14 protein-coding genes are annotated in these 16,403 nt (G+C 47.0%); 10 read left to right on the forward strand and 4 right to left on the reverse strand.

The genetic code is table 11. The annotated features are described in order from the left end of the window. Window positions 1-774: 774 nt before the first annotated feature. The 6 genes from MIC7113_RS17800 (at window position 775) to MIC7113_RS17825 (ending at window position 8,656) form a co-directional block, all read left to right on the forward strand. Entirely contained in the window at window positions 775-1,905 is a 1,131-nt protein-coding gene (locus MIC7113_RS17800; protein ID WP_015183557.1) for an ATP-binding response regulator, read from the forward strand. A gap of 81 nt (window positions 1,906-1,986) precedes the next feature. Continuing rightward, window positions 1,987-3,888 carry a tetratricopeptide repeat protein gene (locus MIC7113_RS17805; protein WP_015183558.1) on the forward strand — a complete coding sequence of 634 codons (1,902 nt, stop codon included), beginning with the start codon at window positions 1,987-1,989 and terminating at the stop codon, window positions 3,886-3,888. A gap of 445 nt (window positions 3,889-4,333) precedes the next feature. Beyond that, window positions 4,334-4,945: a hypothetical protein gene (locus MIC7113_RS17810; protein WP_015183559.1), complete on the forward strand. Its 612-nt coding sequence runs from the start codon at window positions 4,334-4,336 to the stop codon at window positions 4,943-4,945. A gap of 147 nt (window positions 4,946-5,092) precedes the next feature. After that, a complete protein-coding gene (locus tag MIC7113_RS17815; protein WP_041780113.1) occupies window positions 5,093-6,484 on the forward strand; it encodes a 16S rRNA (cytosine(967)-C(5))-methyltransferase in 1,392 nt (463 codons plus the stop codon). 132 nt (window positions 6,485-6,616) lie between these two features. Next, entirely contained in the window at window positions 6,617-7,042 is a 426-nt protein-coding gene (locus MIC7113_RS17820; RefSeq protein WP_015183561.1) for a tellurite resistance TerB family protein, read from the forward strand. A 357-nt stretch (window positions 7,043-7,399) separates the two neighbouring features. Continuing rightward, the gene (locus MIC7113_RS17825) at window positions 7,400-8,656 is read left to right on the forward strand and encodes an S-layer homology domain-containing protein (RefSeq protein ID WP_015183562.1); all 1,257 of its coding nucleotides are present in this window, start codon (window positions 7,400-7,402) and stop codon (window positions 8,654-8,656) included. Window positions 8,657-8,745: 89 nt separating this feature from the next. Here the strand turns inward: MIC7113_RS17825 and MIC7113_RS17830 are convergent, their stop codons facing one another. Continuing rightward, complete coding sequence (locus tag MIC7113_RS17830; RefSeq protein WP_015183563.1) at window positions 8,746-10,212, reverse strand: GAF domain-containing sensor histidine kinase; 1,467 nt, start codon at window positions 10,210-10,212, stop codon at window positions 8,746-8,748. 353 nt (window positions 10,213-10,565) lie between these two features. On the opposite strand from MIC7113_RS17830, the gene MIC7113_RS17835 reads away from it, so the two are divergent. Continuing rightward, window positions 10,566-10,883 (forward strand): DUF3155 domain-containing protein, encoded by a 318-nt coding sequence (locus tag MIC7113_RS17835; RefSeq protein ID WP_041780971.1) that lies wholly within the window; start codon window positions 10,566-10,568, stop codon window positions 10,881-10,883. A 134-nt stretch (window positions 10,884-11,017) separates the two neighbouring features. Here the strand turns inward: MIC7113_RS17835 and MIC7113_RS17840 are convergent, their stop codons facing one another. Next, window positions 11,018-11,551 carry a cofactor assembly of complex C subunit B gene (locus tag MIC7113_RS17840; RefSeq protein WP_015183565.1) on the reverse strand — a complete coding sequence of 178 codons (534 nt, stop codon included), beginning with the start codon at window positions 11,549-11,551 and terminating at the stop codon, window positions 11,018-11,020. 17 nt (window positions 11,552-11,568) lie between these two features. Here MIC7113_RS17840 and MIC7113_RS17845 point away from each other — a divergent pair, with 17 nt between their 5' ends. Continuing rightward, window positions 11,569-11,784: a hypothetical protein gene (locus MIC7113_RS17845; RefSeq protein WP_015183566.1), complete on the forward strand. Its 216-nt coding sequence runs from the start codon at window positions 11,569-11,571 to the stop codon at window positions 11,782-11,784. Window positions 11,785-12,031: 247 nt separating this feature from the next. Here the strand turns inward: MIC7113_RS17845 and MIC7113_RS17850 are convergent, their stop codons facing one another. Continuing rightward, complete coding sequence (locus MIC7113_RS17850) at window positions 12,032-12,385, reverse strand: PadR family transcriptional regulator (RefSeq protein ID WP_015183567.1); 354 nt, start codon at window positions 12,383-12,385, stop codon at window positions 12,032-12,034. Window positions 12,386-13,083: 698 nt separating this feature from the next. Beyond that, window positions 13,084-13,554 (reverse strand): hypothetical protein, encoded by a 471-nt coding sequence (locus tag MIC7113_RS17855; RefSeq protein WP_015183569.1) that lies wholly within the window; start codon window positions 13,552-13,554, stop codon window positions 13,084-13,086. Window positions 13,555-14,285: 731 nt separating this feature from the next. On the opposite strand from MIC7113_RS17855, the gene MIC7113_RS17860 reads away from it, so the two are divergent. Then, the gene (locus MIC7113_RS17860; protein ID WP_015183570.1) at window positions 14,286-14,843 is read left to right on the forward strand and encodes a DUF3611 family protein; all 558 of its coding nucleotides are present in this window, start codon (window positions 14,286-14,288) and stop codon (window positions 14,841-14,843) included. 222 nt (window positions 14,844-15,065) lie between these two features. Further along, window positions 15,066-16,352 (forward strand): serine--tRNA ligase, encoded by a 1,287-nt coding sequence (gene serS, locus MIC7113_RS17865; protein ID WP_015183571.1) that lies wholly within the window; start codon window positions 15,066-15,068, stop codon window positions 16,350-16,352. The last annotated feature ends 51 nt before the right edge of the window (window positions 16,353-16,403 follow it).

Here is a 16,403-nt window from a genome sequence, read left to right on the forward strand (position 1 = left end):
CCTTGTTTGCCTTGTCTCCAACAATCCCCCATAGCGGCGTTTCATACCAAGTTGCAGTTAAAGATAGTAGATAGGGAGACAAAGAAGACAAGGGGGACAAGGAGGAGAGAAAATACTACGTTTGAACGCAACTCGGTATCAGCACTTTCTCTGGAAAGTCAAAAAATTTTGGCTAGTGCAGTGCGGCGAAAGTACCCCACCCATTCAAAAAAGTCAAAAAGCTTACTGTACAACCAATATCCCTTCTGCGGCTTGACTGAGCTCGCCGAACGTCCTCCTGTCTACTCCTACGGAGAACACTACTCGAACTGCCTTCTTGCACTAGTCAGTACAAAATATAAATTTTTAAAACGGGATAGACATATAGCCGTTATCGCTTGTCCTGTGAATAGAGGTAAAAACAAGAGACTCATGTAGATATACTTAATTTTTATGAGAATCTTGCTAAGCCTCCTAGGTTTGCACCTCCGTACAGTGAAAAAACTGAAAAAACGTTGGGGTGATGCTTGCCAGTGAAGCTTGACAGAACCCTGCCCTTACTTAAAAAATTGTGGCAAACGCAACTCTGACACTCCTGGAAAAACAAATTGAATACAAATCAGGAGAAGATATAAACAAGCCGAGAAATTGAGCAACTACTGATAGGACTAATTCTATGAGAATAATCATTCGGGGGGATGAGGCAGCTTAAGCGACAAAAAGGAAAAATCTTAAGAGATACAAAAGAAACAAAAAAAAATAGTTTAGCTAAACCTATTAAGCACCAACTTTCCCATGAATCCTTCGGTTGTGTCCCATTCCTCTAAAGCTGACCACATCTTGGTTGTGGATGATTCTCCGGATAATTTATTCCTTGTTCAGACGATTTTAGAAGAGGAGGGGTATGCCATAACCCTAGCCGAGGATGGTCGGACGGCTTTAAAACAGATTGAGCTATCCCCACCGGATTTGGTACTACTCGATGTGATGATGCCGGGGATGGATGGCTATGAAGTCACCAAGCGTATCCGGGAAAATCAACAGTCGCCGTTTATGCCGATTTTGCTGATTACGGCGTTTGAAGGCCCTAGCGTAGTCAGGGGATTAGACACGGGTGCAGATGATTTTATTCGTAAGCCAGTAGAAGTCGATGAATTATTGGCACGCGTGCGATCGCTCCTGCGTCTGAAACATGCGATCGATGAACGCGAACAAATTGCCCGTCAGCGCGAAGAATTTGTCTCCTGGATGGCTCATGACTTGCGGACACCTATTGTAGCCGCAGAGCGGATGTTGATGCTATTTCAACAAGGAGCGCTAGGAGAACTCTCACCGGGGATGGAAGAAGCGATCGTCACGATGGCTCGCAGCAACCGTAACTTACTAGCCATGGTCAATACCCTGCTAGAAGTCTATCGTTATGAGGCCGGTCGTAAGACATTGTGCTTCTCACCGGTTGAGATCAAAACCGTGATTGAAGAAGTTATCCAAGAACTTTCTCCTCTAGCGGAACAAAAACAACTCTCTCTCAAGCCCAATTTTGGGGAAAAAGTCAACACGAAAGTCGTTGGCGATCGCTTAGAATTGCACCGAGTGTTCACCAACCTGATCGGGAATGCGATCAAGTTTACAGATACAGGTTCCATTGAGGTTCGGCTGAGTAATAGTCCTGATCCCAATGACCCTAAAACCTCCTGGTTGCTGATCGAAGTGGAAGACACAGGCCCTGGTATCGCCCTAGACGACCAAAAGATGGTTTTCGAGCGGTTTCGCCAAGGCAGCCACAAGCGATCGGGCAGTGGTTTAGGCTTGCATCTTTCTAGAAGAATTGTAGAAACCCACCAAGGAACCCTAGACCTTCAATCAGAGTTAGGCAAAGGCAGTGTGTTCAGGGTTTGCTTACCGACGCAGCAGCCTAAAAATTAAAAGTGTCCTGCTCCCCACCAAAGTGAGTAGCGACGTGCTGTTAAGGTTGAGAAAAGCCAGCTGTTTGTGAGGTAAGACCTGATGCCGGACTCCAGGCCATTGCGCGATCAATACATCGAGTTAATCGACGAAATTGTGCAAGCGACCCTCAAAGGAAAGATCCGCTCTAAAGAGCAGGTCTATCAAATGCTGTTACAAGGAGTCAGCACCGGGACGGGCGAAATCTTCGATCGCTGTTTGGACGAACAGATGAACGCCACCCAGCAGCAGGTAGATAACCCCGTCAGCGAAATGAAGCAAGCTAAAGCCATCCGCAGTCTCAGGGCACTGAAAACCCTGAGTGGTGAATGGGAACGGGTACAGGAGAAAAAGCGCACCTCACAGGCTCTTACAGGTGCGGTTCAAGCCATTACTACGGTTGACTCCAGCGAACGCCTCACCGCTTTATTGCGAGTCATCGACCCCAATCGGCAGCAAGTGCTGAACTTACAACAACTCGCCCAGTTAGGGAAGGACTTACAGCAGCAAGCTCAACAGAGTTCTGACCCGGACACGGCTCAAGAATTGCAACAACTCTCCCAAGGTATCACCGCAGGTTTAACCTCCTGGCAGCGCTTGGAAGATTATGTCGTCAGTTGGATTTACGACCAAAATCAAGGTTTGGGATTTGAAGGACTGCCCGAACAACGCGGCCCTTGGGCGGTATGGGCGAAACAAGTGAATAGCCCCCTACCCAAGTCCTTGTTTCAAGCGATCGCACAAAATCAATCCCTGCATGAATGGGTCGATCAACAGCCAAGTTTAGAATTGAGTAGCTGGGTGGAATTGGCTGTCATTCTCCAGTGCTTGCAGCGTGGACTGGTCGCTTGGTTCGACAAAATGGTCTATGACTCCAAAATGGGAGCCAAGCTGTCGATTTCTACCTTTATCGTTTTTGCCGTTATTTGGTCGCAATTAGCCAACGCCTTGAGTCAGGCGATTACCCTGGCTGAACGCGAGGTACTGATCAATGGGTGTTTTCAGGTGTCTCTGCAAATTCTCCGTGCTTTTGCCCAACGGGACTATTTCCCCCTTTACGGCGGCGTTTTTGCCTCTTTAAATGGGAACTCTTTGCGGGATGCCCTGAATTATCTAGATGAACCCTTGCGGCAAGTTGAAGGGACTCAGGAGAAAGCGCGGATTTTAACCTTGTTGGGTTATTCGTTACGAGCTCAAGGTTTATATGATCGGGCTACGGCTTTTCATCAACAGGCACTAGAGATTGCTCGTGGTGCGGGCGATCGGATTTGTGAGATTGCCAATCTCAATCATTTAAGCCGAATTTGTGTCGCTCAAAAAAATTACGCTGAAGCGATTAACTACTCTCAAAGAGCATTAATTCTCTCTCGTCAATCCGGAGATCGGTTAGGAGAAGCCAACGCCCTGACCAATTTAGGCTACAGTGAGGTGTTTCAAGCCAAAGAGCAGGCACAGCTAGAATCAGAAGTTTATGAAACAGCAATTCACTATCTAGAACAAAGTCTGCAATTGTTAGCACGATTGGGCGATTCCCTTGGAGGTGGTTATGCTTCCCAACAGAGTCAATCCCTATGTTTCAGTAGTTTGGGCATTGCCCATGTTGTGATTGAACAGCCTCAAAAAGCCATTACCTACCTTGAACAAGGTTGGCAAGCCGCTCAAATTTCCGGCGATTTGTATCTACAAGGGGTCAATTTAGCCTACCTCGCCCAAGCTTGTTACAGTTTACAAAACTTGGCTCAAACCCTCTACACCGGTAGCTTAGGTGCCTATCTTTTAGAGCAAATAGGTTCTAGTGATTGGCGTCAACCGGCTGGCTTACTCACTATTTTGCAGGGTCAACTGGGTGCCGAAGTGTTCCAAACCTTATTGGAGCAAGAGCGATCAAAAATTATTGCCTTTATTGGTGTTGATGGCTATGACTATATTCCTCAACTGCTGCAAAAATATCGAGATTCAATGTAGCGAGGATTAGAAGGCAGACCGGAGCTCATACGAGGACAGACGGCAGATGGCAGAGGGCAGATGGCTGATACTTTCTAGGTTGGTTTCCGTTGCGATCGGGTGAGTTATTTGTGCCATCCTACTTTAGTGTTTCTGCCCAAGAAAACTCACAAAGATTATCTATATTTAAATAGAAAAATGCCCTTGCATTGTCAACACATATAAGTTTGTCTGAAGTCTTTTGAGGGAAAAAATTTATCTGTAATCTCCTACACAAAAGACATTCACAAATTATTCACCAAGGCAAGTTAGATTAGTGGAGAAGTTGTGTAAAAAATCGTTACATAGACTTCAAGTACTAATACTCTCAGTAGCTCTGAATGTCAAGCTGCTAGAGTCTACAACCATAAAGAGGGGTGCAGCGCTGTAAAAAGTTCCTTCTAATGATTGTTGATTTAAAATCCCTATGTCATTACAGAAGCTAGCACTCCCCTTAACTTTATCTATCCTCTGCTTTGGCTGTCAGGCTCGCTCTTTAGGAATGCGCTTATCTTATGGACACTCTTCTTTGGGGCAATCAGAACCCATCGCTGCACCTGTGTCTGTACCTATCCTCACAACTTCTTTAAAAGCAGCCATTGAGGAGGTGAGAGTGATGAGAATTAAAATTGAAAGGGATGATGGCATTAATCCCAAAGAATACAAAGAAGACCTGATCGATTTAGAGAATATTGTTGATAAAGTTTATGGTGACCCCAAAACCGTCGCATCTGTAAAATCTGTTGTAGATGGGCACCAATTAGCTCTCAAGTTTATGCAGTGCGATCGCGCTGGAGGTTACAACGAAATGCTCCAATGTCGAGACAATGTGCTGAAAAAGCTGTTTGTTAAATACCCTGAGTTCGCCGCCGCTGTACAGGATGCCATTGAAGGGGAAGAATTGTCTTACATCAGCGCGGGACTAGATAGAGATGCGGTATTGCAAGCCATCTGGTTAGAAATAGCCAAAGACACAGACAACTTACTGGTCGCTGTTAACATGGAACCCACTTTAGCAGCCAACCCATCTCAACAGTGATTTTCTTACCAGAAGCGATTGTCCACAGGGTACTGTCCCAAAGAGGCGATCGCTATCTTTAAAATGAGGTTGAACCTCTGTGTGCCCCCACACCCTAATAAAAGGCGGCGTTGGGGGATATCACCTATTCAATCTCAAAAAATTCTCATGCACAATCCTCGCCAGTTGGCCTTTCAAGCGCTCATCGATATCCAACGGCGGGGCACTTTCACCGATATTGCCCTGGATCGGGTGTTGCGAGATACGTCATTAAGTAGTGCGGATCGAGGTTTAGCTACAGAGCTAGTTTATGGAAGTGTCCGACGACAGCGCACCCTTGACAGCTTAATCGATCAACTCGGTAAGAAAAAAGCCCACCAGCAGCCTCCAGAGCTCCGTACAATCCTCCATATTGGCTTATACCAGTTACGGTATCAAAAGCACATTCCCGCCCGTGCAGCGGTCAATACAACCGTTGAGCTTGCTAAAGAAAATGGATTTAAAGGACTGGCGGGTGTCGTCAATGGGTTGTTGCGGCAATATGAGCGTTTAGCAACAGCCTCTACCGTCTCCAATCCCTCAATCAGCCCAGAACCACAAAATCCCCAATCCAATGACCCCTTACAATTACCCACGGAACCCGTAGAACGATTGGGGGTGTCGCACAGCTTTCCTGACTGGATGATTCAGATGTGGCAGGAACAGTTGGGATTAGATGAGACTGAACAACTGTGTGCCTGGTTGAACCAAACGCCCACCATTGACCTTCGAGTCAATCCCATGCGGGTATCCATTGAGGAGGTTGAGGTAGCGATGCAATCGACGGGAGTTGAGGTTCGGCGTATTCCCCAACTCCCCCAAGCGTTACGAGTCATGGGGGGCGCAGGTAACATTCAACAGTTACCTGGATTCCGTGAGGGATGGTGGACTGTTCAAGATAGTAGCGCTCAGTTGGTGAGTCATCTTCTGAACCCTCAAGCGGGTGAAGTGGTGATTGATGCCTGCGCGGCACCTGGGGGTAAGACCACCCATATCGCAGAACTAATGGGCGATCAAGGAACAATTTGGGCGTGCGATCGCGCCGCCTCTCGCCTGAAAAAGCTGCAAGAAAACACTCAACGTTTGCAATTACAGTCCATTCAAATCTGTACAGGCGACAGCCGCCACTTTTCCCAATTCACTGATTCGGCTAATCGCGTTTTACTCGATGCCCCTTGTTCGGGGTTAGGTACACTACACCGCCGCCCTGATATTCGCTGGCGCGTCACACCCGCTACCGTACAGGAACTTTCGGTTCTGCAAGGAGAACTTTTAGAACAAGCCGCGACTTGGGTTAAGCCTGAGGGCATCTTAGTTTATGCCACCTGTACTTTACATCCCCTGGAAAACGAAGGAGTGATTCAATCCTTTCTAGAGCGTCATTCTGAATGGCAAATTAGACCACCCGCACCTGATTCAGCACTGGCAGCCTTCTCAACACCTCAAGGCTGGCTTAAAGTGTGGCCTCACCGATACCAGATGGATGGGTTCTTTATGGTGCAGCTTGCACATTGTCCATGAGAAGAGAAGCATCGTATTTCTGGAAAAATCGGCCAAAGAGAAGGGGAGATAAAAAAAATGTATAGGGCAGAGACTATTGCTCCTGCAAACCCCTACCTAAGATAGAGGGGCAGATAGTCAAAGGAAAATATCATGCCCGCCAATTCGACGGTCAAACAACTCGTCAAGATTCTCATTGGTGCAGCTTGGATTGATGGCAAAATTCAGCAAGAGGAACGGGAGTATCTTCAGCGAGTTGCCAAAGAAACAGGAGTCGCCGATGACCCGGAGATTCAGCCGCTATTGTATGAACTCAGGGCAGTTTTACCGGATGAGTGTTATGCCTGGATGAAAGAATATTTAGGTGATCGTCCTAGTTCAGAAGATTATCAGCGCCTGATTGAAGCTCTAAGCGCCTTAATTTATAGCGATGGCGAGGTAGCCACAGAGGAAGCGAAACTTTTAACTCGCTTGCAACTGCTCGACCCCAATAGTGGAACAACACCTAAGTCACGTCAAAACAACGTCCTCAAAGCCATTCAAAAACTTTACCGTCGCTGGATTGACCAACAAACCTAACCCTTGAGGCTAGCGATACACTCACCTTGGTATCTTCTTCTTTCTTCGATCTAAGGATGAAAGCTAGAGGCTGGGGATTGGATTAGGGTAACCACTCACGACCCCTAGTCTAATATTCTGATGCGCTAGGGCGATACCTGTACACAAGAACCTATTTTTCTTAGAAGGCAACTAATTAACGGATTAGGCGTCTTTGAACATGAAGAACTTCATCAACGGTTCAGCTAAAAAACAGCGAAATTGAGCATTTTGCTGTAAAATTCATCAAAACTTTATACTAGGAAAGTTTTAGGAACATTTATCGCCATCTCAGGTCTATTTTCTCAACAAGACAAACGAAATTGGAGAACGCCTCACATGTCTAACTTATCTCGTTGGCAATCAGGAACCGCCGCCTTTTTAGCTCTGGGAATCGTCGCTGGAGCTGTAGCACCGATCTTTTCCGCTGCTCCTGCTTTTGCCCAAACCACCTCTTTTTCGGATGTTTCATCCAGCTATTGGGCACGGGATTTTATTGCCCAATTAGCGCAACGGGATATCATCGCTGGATTCCCAGATGGCACATTCCGTCCTGATAATCAAGTGACTAGAGCGCAATTTGCGGCGATGCTGCGGAAAGCAAATAATGAGTTTAATAAGGGTAAAGTTCGCAGTGCGATTAACTTCGTTGATGTATCCTCACGCTACTGGGCATACGATGCCATTCAGGACGCTTACACGACTGGATTTTTAGCTGGTTATCCCGGTAACGTCTTCAGACCGGAACAGAATATTCCTCGCGAACAAGTCTTAACGTCGCTAGCGAATGGATTGGATTACGCCCCCACTCAAGCCGTCTCCACGGTCTTAAGTTACTACAACGACAGCTCAAGTATTTCTAGCTTCGCCCGGTCTCCCATCGCCGCTGCGACCGAAAAAAGTATTGTGGTGAACTATCCTAACCTGAAGTCCCTCAATCCCGTTCGGAACGCAACCAGAGCTGAGGTAGCCGCTTTCCTCTACCAAGCACTTGTGAGTTCAGGAGACGTGCAAGCTATCAATTCCCCTTACATCGTTAATGCACCGCAAGTTGCAACAGATGTCACGATTCCCGCAGGAACGACTCTTCCTGTAACGTATGCTAAAGCCGACAAAATTCTCGTCACCAAAGACGAAACTGTACCCTTGACGGTGAAGGTAGCGGCTAATATCACCACCTCTGACGGTAGAGTCCTGATTCCTGCTGGCAGTGATGTGATTGGTGAATTACGTCCGGTTAAAGACCAAGGGGGTAGCCAGTTCGTGGCACAGAAGGTCGTGATCAACGGTCAAGAGAAAACTCTTAACGCCTCTTCAGAGGTAATTACCACGACCGAAACCGTGCGTAAGGGTGTTAATGTGGGCAATCTTGTGAAAAATGCTGCTTTGGGTACAGCCGCAGCGGCTGCGATCTCTGCCGTGACGGGCGATCGGGCAATTGCCACGGAAGAACTCTTAATCGGTGGTGGTGCTGGTGTCGTCTTAAACCTGATCCAAACCTTCTTAGGTCAAAACAGCATCGATCTGATCGCCATTCAACCCAATACAGAAATGAATCTGAAGTTAAACGCTCCCTTGACGGTCACCGCCAAATAAGGGACTGGTGATGGAAAGGGAAGATATACAGCTCTATAGCTGCATCATCTTCCCAGTTCCTACTCTCCAATCCCAAAATGCAATGTGTTCTATTTGTTTGCGATAGACAACCAGACGACAAAGGTTGTTCCCCGTGCTGGCTGATTTTGACCCTGACTTTGTGATTCCCAACTTTGTGTAGCCCAGACCTGTTGTGCTGGGCTATATACTTCTATTTCTCCCTGCATTTGTTCGATCAGTTCTTTGGCGATCGCTAAGCCCAATCCACTGCCAGGAATTGCGGTTGCTGCCTGCACACCCCGATAATGCCGCTCAAACAGATGTTCTAAGTCTTGGGGCGGAATGCCGGGGCCGGTGTCACTAATCATAATGGCTAAACGTTGTTCAGGTTGCGTTATGCCTGTGTGTATTGACTGGGTAACGCCATCCTCTCTAGGAGATAAATTCTCGTCCGTACTAATGCCCCAGGTTTGGCGGTGAGGGGTTTGAGCCAAAACATCAACTCGGATATCAATTTTTCCCCCTGCTGGGGTGTATTTCAAGGCATTGTCGATGAGATTGCTTAACACTTCACGCAATCCTTTCGGATTACCCCGGACTAGGGGTAAGTTGCTTGGGATTTGGGAACAGAGGAACAGATTTCGCTCTTGAGCAATCGCCTTGGCGGTATCGATCAGCGGTTCTAAGACGGCTGTGATGGAAATGGGGATGATGGATGGAGAAGATTCTTCTCCAGTTACCCTGCACCAATTGCCAGTCCCTAGTCGAGGGGACGCTTCAGGTTGTACGGCGGCTGGCAACAACAGGGGTGGTTGCTCGGTTTCATTAGTGTTTAGGTAGGTATCGAATTCTTTGAGTAATTCTTGCAGGCGATCGCTCTCTCGCAAAATACTGGAGGCTAAATCGCGGTTTCTATCTCCAGGCAGCAGCCGCTTGAATAGCAACTTGCCAAATGTTCTTAAAGCTGTTAAGGGATTGCGAAGTTGATGCAGCAGGTCATCGAGGCGATCGCGTTGTTGGGCTTTTAGGCGACTGGCTTGAGTCAATTGCTGCTCAAACCAAGCTCGACGCTGATCCATGATGTAAGCGATCGACAATGTTCGAGCAATGCGTTCAATTGTCGCCAATTCTTTCTCATTCCACGGTCTATCTTCACGACTTGTCACCAACAACCCCATCACGACCCCTTCATGGATCAGGGGGAGAACAACTTGGCGCTGTCGCTGCAAAAAATTATCGGCCCGGTCAGGTGAGGTTGAATCTACCGTCTGGTCATAATCAGAGACTTGAGGGAGCAGCTTTGGCACCGCTTGAGATAATCGGGGAATGGTTGTCATCTTACCCCCCAGTTCAGGCAGCACCAACTCTGGATGATTTTCTTCCCAAACTCCCGTTGTCTCTGGATAAATCACGACGGGAATCAGCTTCGGCTGGTTGCCCTCGATCAGTTCTTCTGTTAAATACACGGCACTCAACGCGGCACCCAGCCCTTGAGTTAACACTGCCACTTGTGATTTACATAAAGTGACAAATTCTGAACTGGCAGGAATGAACATGAGGTTAGGAGGATTAATCTTGGACAGCGCTCTTCCCTGGAAACTACAACTCGCCCTTTCTCTATAATGTCGAACCTACCCTCAAATTCCTCAAATTGATGATGAATTCTGCTTCAATCACCTCAGATCAAGGGAATTTCGCAGACTCATTTTCTTAAGAAATATTAATAATTGTATCGACTTTTCTCAGAAAACCTCCTCTTTTCTGGTTTTTGACCCTTATTTTCGAGAAAATATGGACTTTCTGTATCAAAATGTAAATGGAAGTTGATATTTTGAACTCAAGCAGATATACTTTCGACGGCTTTTGTAACTATCATTACAACTGTCAGCATAAAGAGGAGGTAAAGAGGTTGGCAAGAAGACGCAAGCGCAAAAGTCGCCGCCGCCAGGAAGGGCGTAAGATTCTGGAGCATGTGCCTCAGTATAATCTCGAAAGCGGCGAAGATAAACCGGTCACAGCAGCACGAAAGTTTATTCAAGTTAAAGGGATAGTTCCACCCGCTTTAATACTTGTGAAGCGGAATGAACATACTACAGACCGTTATTTCTGGGCAGAAAAAGGATTATTTGGTGCTCAATACGTCGAAGAAAATCATTTTCTGTTTCCCAGCCTGCGGATACTGGAGTCTCCCGTAGAAAAGACTGCTGTCGCGGTCTCTAGTCGCTGAGGGCTTATCGGTAAAACTCGATAACAGGCGCTTTTACTTAACCCTACTCAAGCCTTTGCGTTTGAGTAGGGTTAATCTTTAAAGCTCCTGCCCAGCTTTAAAGTAGGCCGTTTTGAGACCCTAGACCTTAGCCTTTAACCTAAGGGTTTGAGTTTTAGAGCCTGTTTTAACTCTTGCACTTCATCCCGATGGGCTGTAACCGTCAGGAGACTTTGCGAACCCGTGTTTGGGGTGGGTCCAGCTTCTACAGTTAACAAAACCTGCTCGCTACGCCCTGCTTTTTTCCAATAAAAAACTCCAGCCACCGGGGCGAGGAGAACCAGGGCAAAAAAAGCATAAGTGAGTGTGGGGTACAACAACGAAAGAACCAGGGATAAACACAGGATGCCACAGGCGGCTAGCAATGTTAAAAAGATGGCGAGAAACCAACTGGGTCGAACAAACCCTTGAAACGTGACTTGATGGGTGGCGGCATCAATAGCGGCTACCCGATAGGCTCTCTGGTCAAAATATTGCTGCAACCGATTGAGCAGCGATTCTTCTGGCTCTTGGGCAATCAATCGTACTTGTTCAGTTCTGTCCTTAACAGAAGCTCGGATAAAGAAAAATAGACCGACTGCCAACAAAAGCGTCAGCAGGAAGGTTGAAGAAAGAATGGTAGTATTCACTGATTTTTGATTAAGACATGTATCAGTATGCTCCTACTTTACAATTTGTGACGCCCCGTTGGTTAGTCATGGCGATGAAACAGCACGCTAGCGCTGACGCGCCGAAGAAAGCTAACACGAAAGGTCGTGCGCGACGCAACGGCACGCTGCTGGCGCAAAGAGAGTACCTTGTTGGCGTTGTGTGCGATTGTGGCCTCTCGTCTGGCGAGTTAGCACAAAGCACTAACGCTTAATCGGTGTTTTCTCTCTCTAGCCCTGAGTGGGTAAAGCGTGCTTCAGCGAGGAAGCTCTTGGAGGAATTTAATGCACAATGTGCACCCCAGGGCTGGCACAGTTAGTATGTTTCAGGCATTGAGCGCCTGGAAGATCTTAAGTCTTCTTTCCCTGGTTCTTAGCCGTGCCTACCCTACATTTTTGCTAACGTCTTCCTCGCCGACTGCTCCGGACATCACCCATTTTCTAACAAAGGGCTTCAAGCCATTACATAGCTTGGCTCTCTGCTGTCATGTAACTTCGCCAGAAATTGGCAAGTTCATGGGCTTGGTCTCGCCATTCCGGGCGGATTTGATACATCCGGCGGGGGCGTCCTCGTCCTTCCACTTTTTTCCAGTACCCTGAAATAGCTCCTGAATCTTCGAGAAACTTAAGTGCACTGTAGAGGACAGTATCAGAGAGTCGATAGGTTGGGTGTTCCTGTTCTAATTGCTGGATCAACTGTGTTCCATAGGATTCCCCCTGCAACAAAATGAACAAAACGTAACATACAGCTAATTCTTTGTTGAGATAGTTAGGAGGAGGGTCTCGAAAAAACTGATAGATATCCTCAAATTTCATCTGCATAGCTCGCTGAATATCCCAGCCACCGGCTTTGAATGGGAGAGTTTTCCTGAAACTAACGACGGTTTCGATACCCCTGAAAACTCACACATGCATACGCATGTCTGGCAAAAACGAGCAAATAAGAGCCAGTGAACTACCCTCTCACTTTTATAGCAAAGCCTAGAGGAGCCTGTACTTTACTCGTTGATGCGGTAACTTTAGATGCAACCCAGCGATAATCACCACTAATTTTAGCGAAGTCACTAAAAGCTTCTACCATAAGCACCTGAGCGATTCCTAAGGTAGCTTGGCTTGGTAGATTTTTTCCTTCCCTTCCAAGCCTAAGTTGATCTCAGGCTGAAAGCATTATTCTTTTCTACTGACTTATGGGTGTATATTCCGCATACTTTTGTTTTGCATTACTTTACCCAAGTCTTGCTTGTGAAGGGAGAGGTCGTAAAAACGTTAGCCGTTTTCCTACGCCAAACAGTAATTATTCTACTGGAAATACAAGACCATTCATCAGTAAAGCCTCTTTCCTGTACGGCAATGAGCAGGCGTTGCCTGATGGCTCAGAATCGATGAAGCAGTGCCAATCAACCACTCTGTAAGGCAACGCTATCTTTGAGCGGCTTAATCCGTCCCCAGAGCCATGGAAGGTGTCTTGAAGCATCAACATCCTTGATATACAAAAAAAACTTAAGTTTTTGTAGCTACACACTGACTTCAGAACCAGATTGCCAAATTTCTTTGATAATCTTGCCGGTTGAATCAAATTGCACCTGGTATGACATAGATAGAACAACAATCGGCCCTCGACTGGACTTGGCAGTGATCTGAATTTCAGCTTCAACATGATGATCACGTTGTTTTTGCGTGATCACCCGGAAATCTTGAATCTGGTACTGCTCGAAAAATTCCAACCAAGCTTTGTAAATTGACTGACCCTGGTAAACTTTGTCTACATCTGAAACCCCATAGGAGCGCTCTAAAACAGCATGATCACTGTAGCGGCTCACTAAAAGCTCTGGATTAGCCGCTGCAATCGCCTGCCAGTGGCTCTGTGCTGCTGATAAGGGAGTAGTCCCAAAACTACTTCTATAAGCTGACAAAGCCAAGACTAAGGCAATAGCACACCCTAAGTAGGATAAACGCTGTTTGAAATTGGGTCTTATACGCTCCATCGTTCTGTTCCTCTTCGATCAGGCTGCGAAGAAATAGGGAGCCACAGGAGGCACTGGGGTTGCTGTCCCATACCTGCACTTGATTAACCAGACGAGTAGCTGGAGTTAAAGGTTCTCGAAATTTAACTGTTTTTATCCGAAATCAGCAATTGATTGAGTTTTGCAGCCGCCCTATAGGCTCCCAATTCTGAACGAGTTGCACTTATCCGTTTCTAGAGAATGGCAAAAGGCAAGTCGCCCGTTAGGGATGCTGTAAAGCTGTGCTAACCAATCGCTAATCTCACGGCAGGCAGTCGGACAATTTCGGCCCTAGTGTATGTAAGCTGCCCCCTAACTCAAGCAACCAGGCAGGCTGCCCTACTGTCATAGAACGGGTTGATCGCCAGTTTAAGGCTTTACTTGATTTTGGTGGCTAAGATGTAATACGGACGTATGACGTGTATTACTGTGAATTTTACTTGCTTTTAGTTAAAATCAGCAACAAAGTCAATAATATATTATTAATTTTTCACAAAAAGCTATAAAAAAACTTACACCAGAGGGTAAGCTATCCACTACCTGTAGGGCAGGGCAGGTCTTGTGCTTACTGTGTAAATGCAGTAAATGCAAAATGAAGGCAAAAAAAGGCGTAAGTCCTATAGCCACGAAAAACCAACCCGATGTATTAGTCAGTTGCAGTTGTCGCGAGAAAATACAATGAAGTTAGGTTATCACTCAAGGTTCCAGCTCCGATGCGAGAAAAGCCAGATACGTCTTCAATCCCTCCATCTGCTCAGCGAATTGTCTTTACACTCCGCACCATTGGCTGGATTTCTTTCTGGCTCCAGGTCGTTCTAGGCGTTATTTCAGCCATTATTTTGCTGCTTTCTCTAGCGTTCAGCAGAAATACAGCGGCTCAAGCCAGTACCCAGGGAACCGGATTTGGCATCTTTTTTGCGATTTGTGGACTGGTAGCGCTGGGTATCGGTGCTTTTTTTGCCTTCCGTTACACTCTGATTTCTAAACAATTACTAGAGACGGGGCGACCGAGTAAAGCCGAGACTCTGCAAGCCATCAGGCTGGGCTTGATTGTCAATTTAGTGGGCATGTTGCTAACGATTTTTGGAGCGCAAGCCGTAGTGGGTAGCGTGCTCACCAAGTCATTGTCCCAGCAAGGTGCCGTGCTTGACCCCAGTCGTTATGTGCAACCCTTGGATTTATTTGTGGTACAAGGGAACGTCAACACGATTACAGCTCATTTTGCGGGTATTGTAGCTTCCCTGTGGCTATTCAATCGCGTGAGCAAGTAACTCCAACGGGATGAAGGGTGAAAAGGCTGTATTGATTGGACTTTGAGGGTAAACTGTGGCAGATTGAGTAGAATCAAGCGATCGCTATCCCCGCTTTCCGCTCTGCCAGAGCGGTTCGATCAGGAGTGATTGGAGCTGGAGTAAAAATACCAATCTACCCTATGGGTCTAAACTGAATGATTAAAGGCGTAGCGATCGCGTCCGGTATTGTAGAGAAAGTCTGTGCTTGACCTAAAGCAAATTCGAGAAAATCCCCAAACCGTCCAAGAGCTACTGAATCGGCGTGGTGCAGGTCAATATGACCTTCAGCCGATTATCGAGTTAAATCAGCGCCAACGGGAACTGGAAACCTCCCGCACTCAGTTGCAAGCCCGTAGCAACGAAATTGGCAAACAGGTGGGTCAAAAAATCAAAGGGGGAACCCCGGCGGATGCGCCCGAACTGCAAGCATTACGGGACGAAGGCAACCAAGTCAAAGCCTCATTGAGTGAACTGGAACCTCAGGAAAAAGACCTGAAATCTCAGATAGAATCCCTGTTACTCGCCCTGCCTAACTTGCCGAGTGAATTGACACCCATTGGCAAGAGTGAAGAGGAAAACCTAGAAGTGCGCCGTTGGGGTGACGAATACATTCCACCCCAAGATGCCAAGATTCTCCCTCATTGGGAAATTGGGGAAAAGCTGGGCATTCTCAACTTTGAGCGGGCGGTGAAAGTGGCTCAGAGTCGGTTTGTGAGCTTAGTCGGTGCGGGTGCAGCCTTGGAAAGAGCGCTGATTAGCTTTATGCTCGACCAGCAGACAGCCAGCGGTTATGTGGAAGTGATACCCCCCATTCTCATCAACACCCAGTCTCTAACCGCAACCGGTCAGTTACCGAAATTTGCCGAAGAAAGCTTCAAGTGCGACAGTGATGATTTATGGCTGGCTCCTACGGCGGAAGTGCCATTAACCAATCTTTATCGAGATGAAGTTTTAGAGGCAGCCCAGCTACCTATTTATCACTGTGCCTATACCCCCTGTTTTCGCCGCGAAGCCGGTAGCTACGGGCGAGATACCAAAGGGCTGATTCGATTGCATCAGTTTAATAAAGTAGAGCTGGTGAAGCTGGTTCATCCCAGTACGTCTTTCGAGGAACTCGAAAAACTGGTACAGAATGCGGCAGGGATTTTGGAAGCCTTAAAGTTGCCCTATCGGGTTGTGGCGCTGTGTACCGGGGATATGGGCTTTTCTTCTGCTAAAACTTATGATTTGGAAGTTTGGCTGCCGTCCTCTGGCAAGTATCGTGAGATTTCCAGTTGCTCCAATTGCACCGACTTTCAAGCACGACGGGGTAATATTCGCTTTAAAGAAGCGGGGAAAAAAGGGACTCAGTTCGTCCATACTCTGAATGGCTCAGGCTTAGCTGTAGGACGCACCATGTCTGCGGTTCTGGAGAATTATCAGCAACCGGATGGAACGGTTAAAATTCCGGACGTGCTGCAACCGTATCTAGGCAGAGAAGTGTTGTAAGACCCAGGTTGTAGGCACTCATCTGAAATCAGACCTTACAATGAAAAAATG

It is taken from the genome of Allocoleopsis franciscana PCC 7113, assembly GCF_000317515.1.
In the GTDB taxonomy this organism is placed as follows: Bacteria; Cyanobacteriota; Cyanobacteriia; order Cyanobacteriales; family Coleofasciculaceae; genus Allocoleopsis; species Allocoleopsis franciscana.

Excerpts from the sequence above, each read along its gene's own strand:
- MIC7113_RS17855 (WP_015183569.1), bottom strand. The coding sequence starts at position 13,554 with ATGGAGCGTATAAGACCCAATTTCAAACAGCGTTTATCCTACTTAGGG.
- MIC7113_RS17860 (WP_015183570.1), top strand. The coding sequence starts at position 14,286 with ATGCGAGAAAAGCCAGATACGTCTTCAATCCCTCCATCTGCTCAGCGA.
- MIC7113_RS17800 (WP_015183557.1), top strand. The coding sequence starts at position 775 with ATGAATCCTTCGGTTGTGTCCCATTCCTCTAAAGCTGACCACATCTTG.
- MIC7113_RS17850 (WP_015183567.1), bottom strand. The coding sequence starts at position 12,385 with ATGAAATTTGAGGATATCTATCAGTTTTTTCGAGACCCTCCTCCTAAC.
- MIC7113_RS17820 (WP_015183561.1), top strand. The coding sequence starts at position 6,617 with ATGCCCGCCAATTCGACGGTCAAACAACTCGTCAAGATTCTCATTGGT.
- MIC7113_RS17815 (WP_041780113.1), top strand. The coding sequence starts at position 5,093 with ATGCACAATCCTCGCCAGTTGGCCTTTCAAGCGCTCATCGATATCCAA.
- MIC7113_RS17825 (WP_015183562.1), top strand. The coding sequence starts at position 7,400 with ATGTCTAACTTATCTCGTTGGCAATCAGGAACCGCCGCCTTTTTAGCT.
- MIC7113_RS17805 (WP_015183558.1), top strand. The coding sequence starts at position 1,987 with ATGCCGGACTCCAGGCCATTGCGCGATCAATACATCGAGTTAATCGAC.
- MIC7113_RS17845 (WP_015183566.1), top strand. The coding sequence starts at position 11,569 with ATGTATCAGTATGCTCCTACTTTACAATTTGTGACGCCCCGTTGGTTA.
- MIC7113_RS17810 (WP_015183559.1), top strand. The coding sequence starts at position 4,334 with ATGTCATTACAGAAGCTAGCACTCCCCTTAACTTTATCTATCCTCTGC.
- MIC7113_RS17830 (WP_015183563.1), bottom strand. The coding sequence starts at position 10,212 with ATGTTCATTCCTGCCAGTTCAGAATTTGTCACTTTATGTAAATCACAA.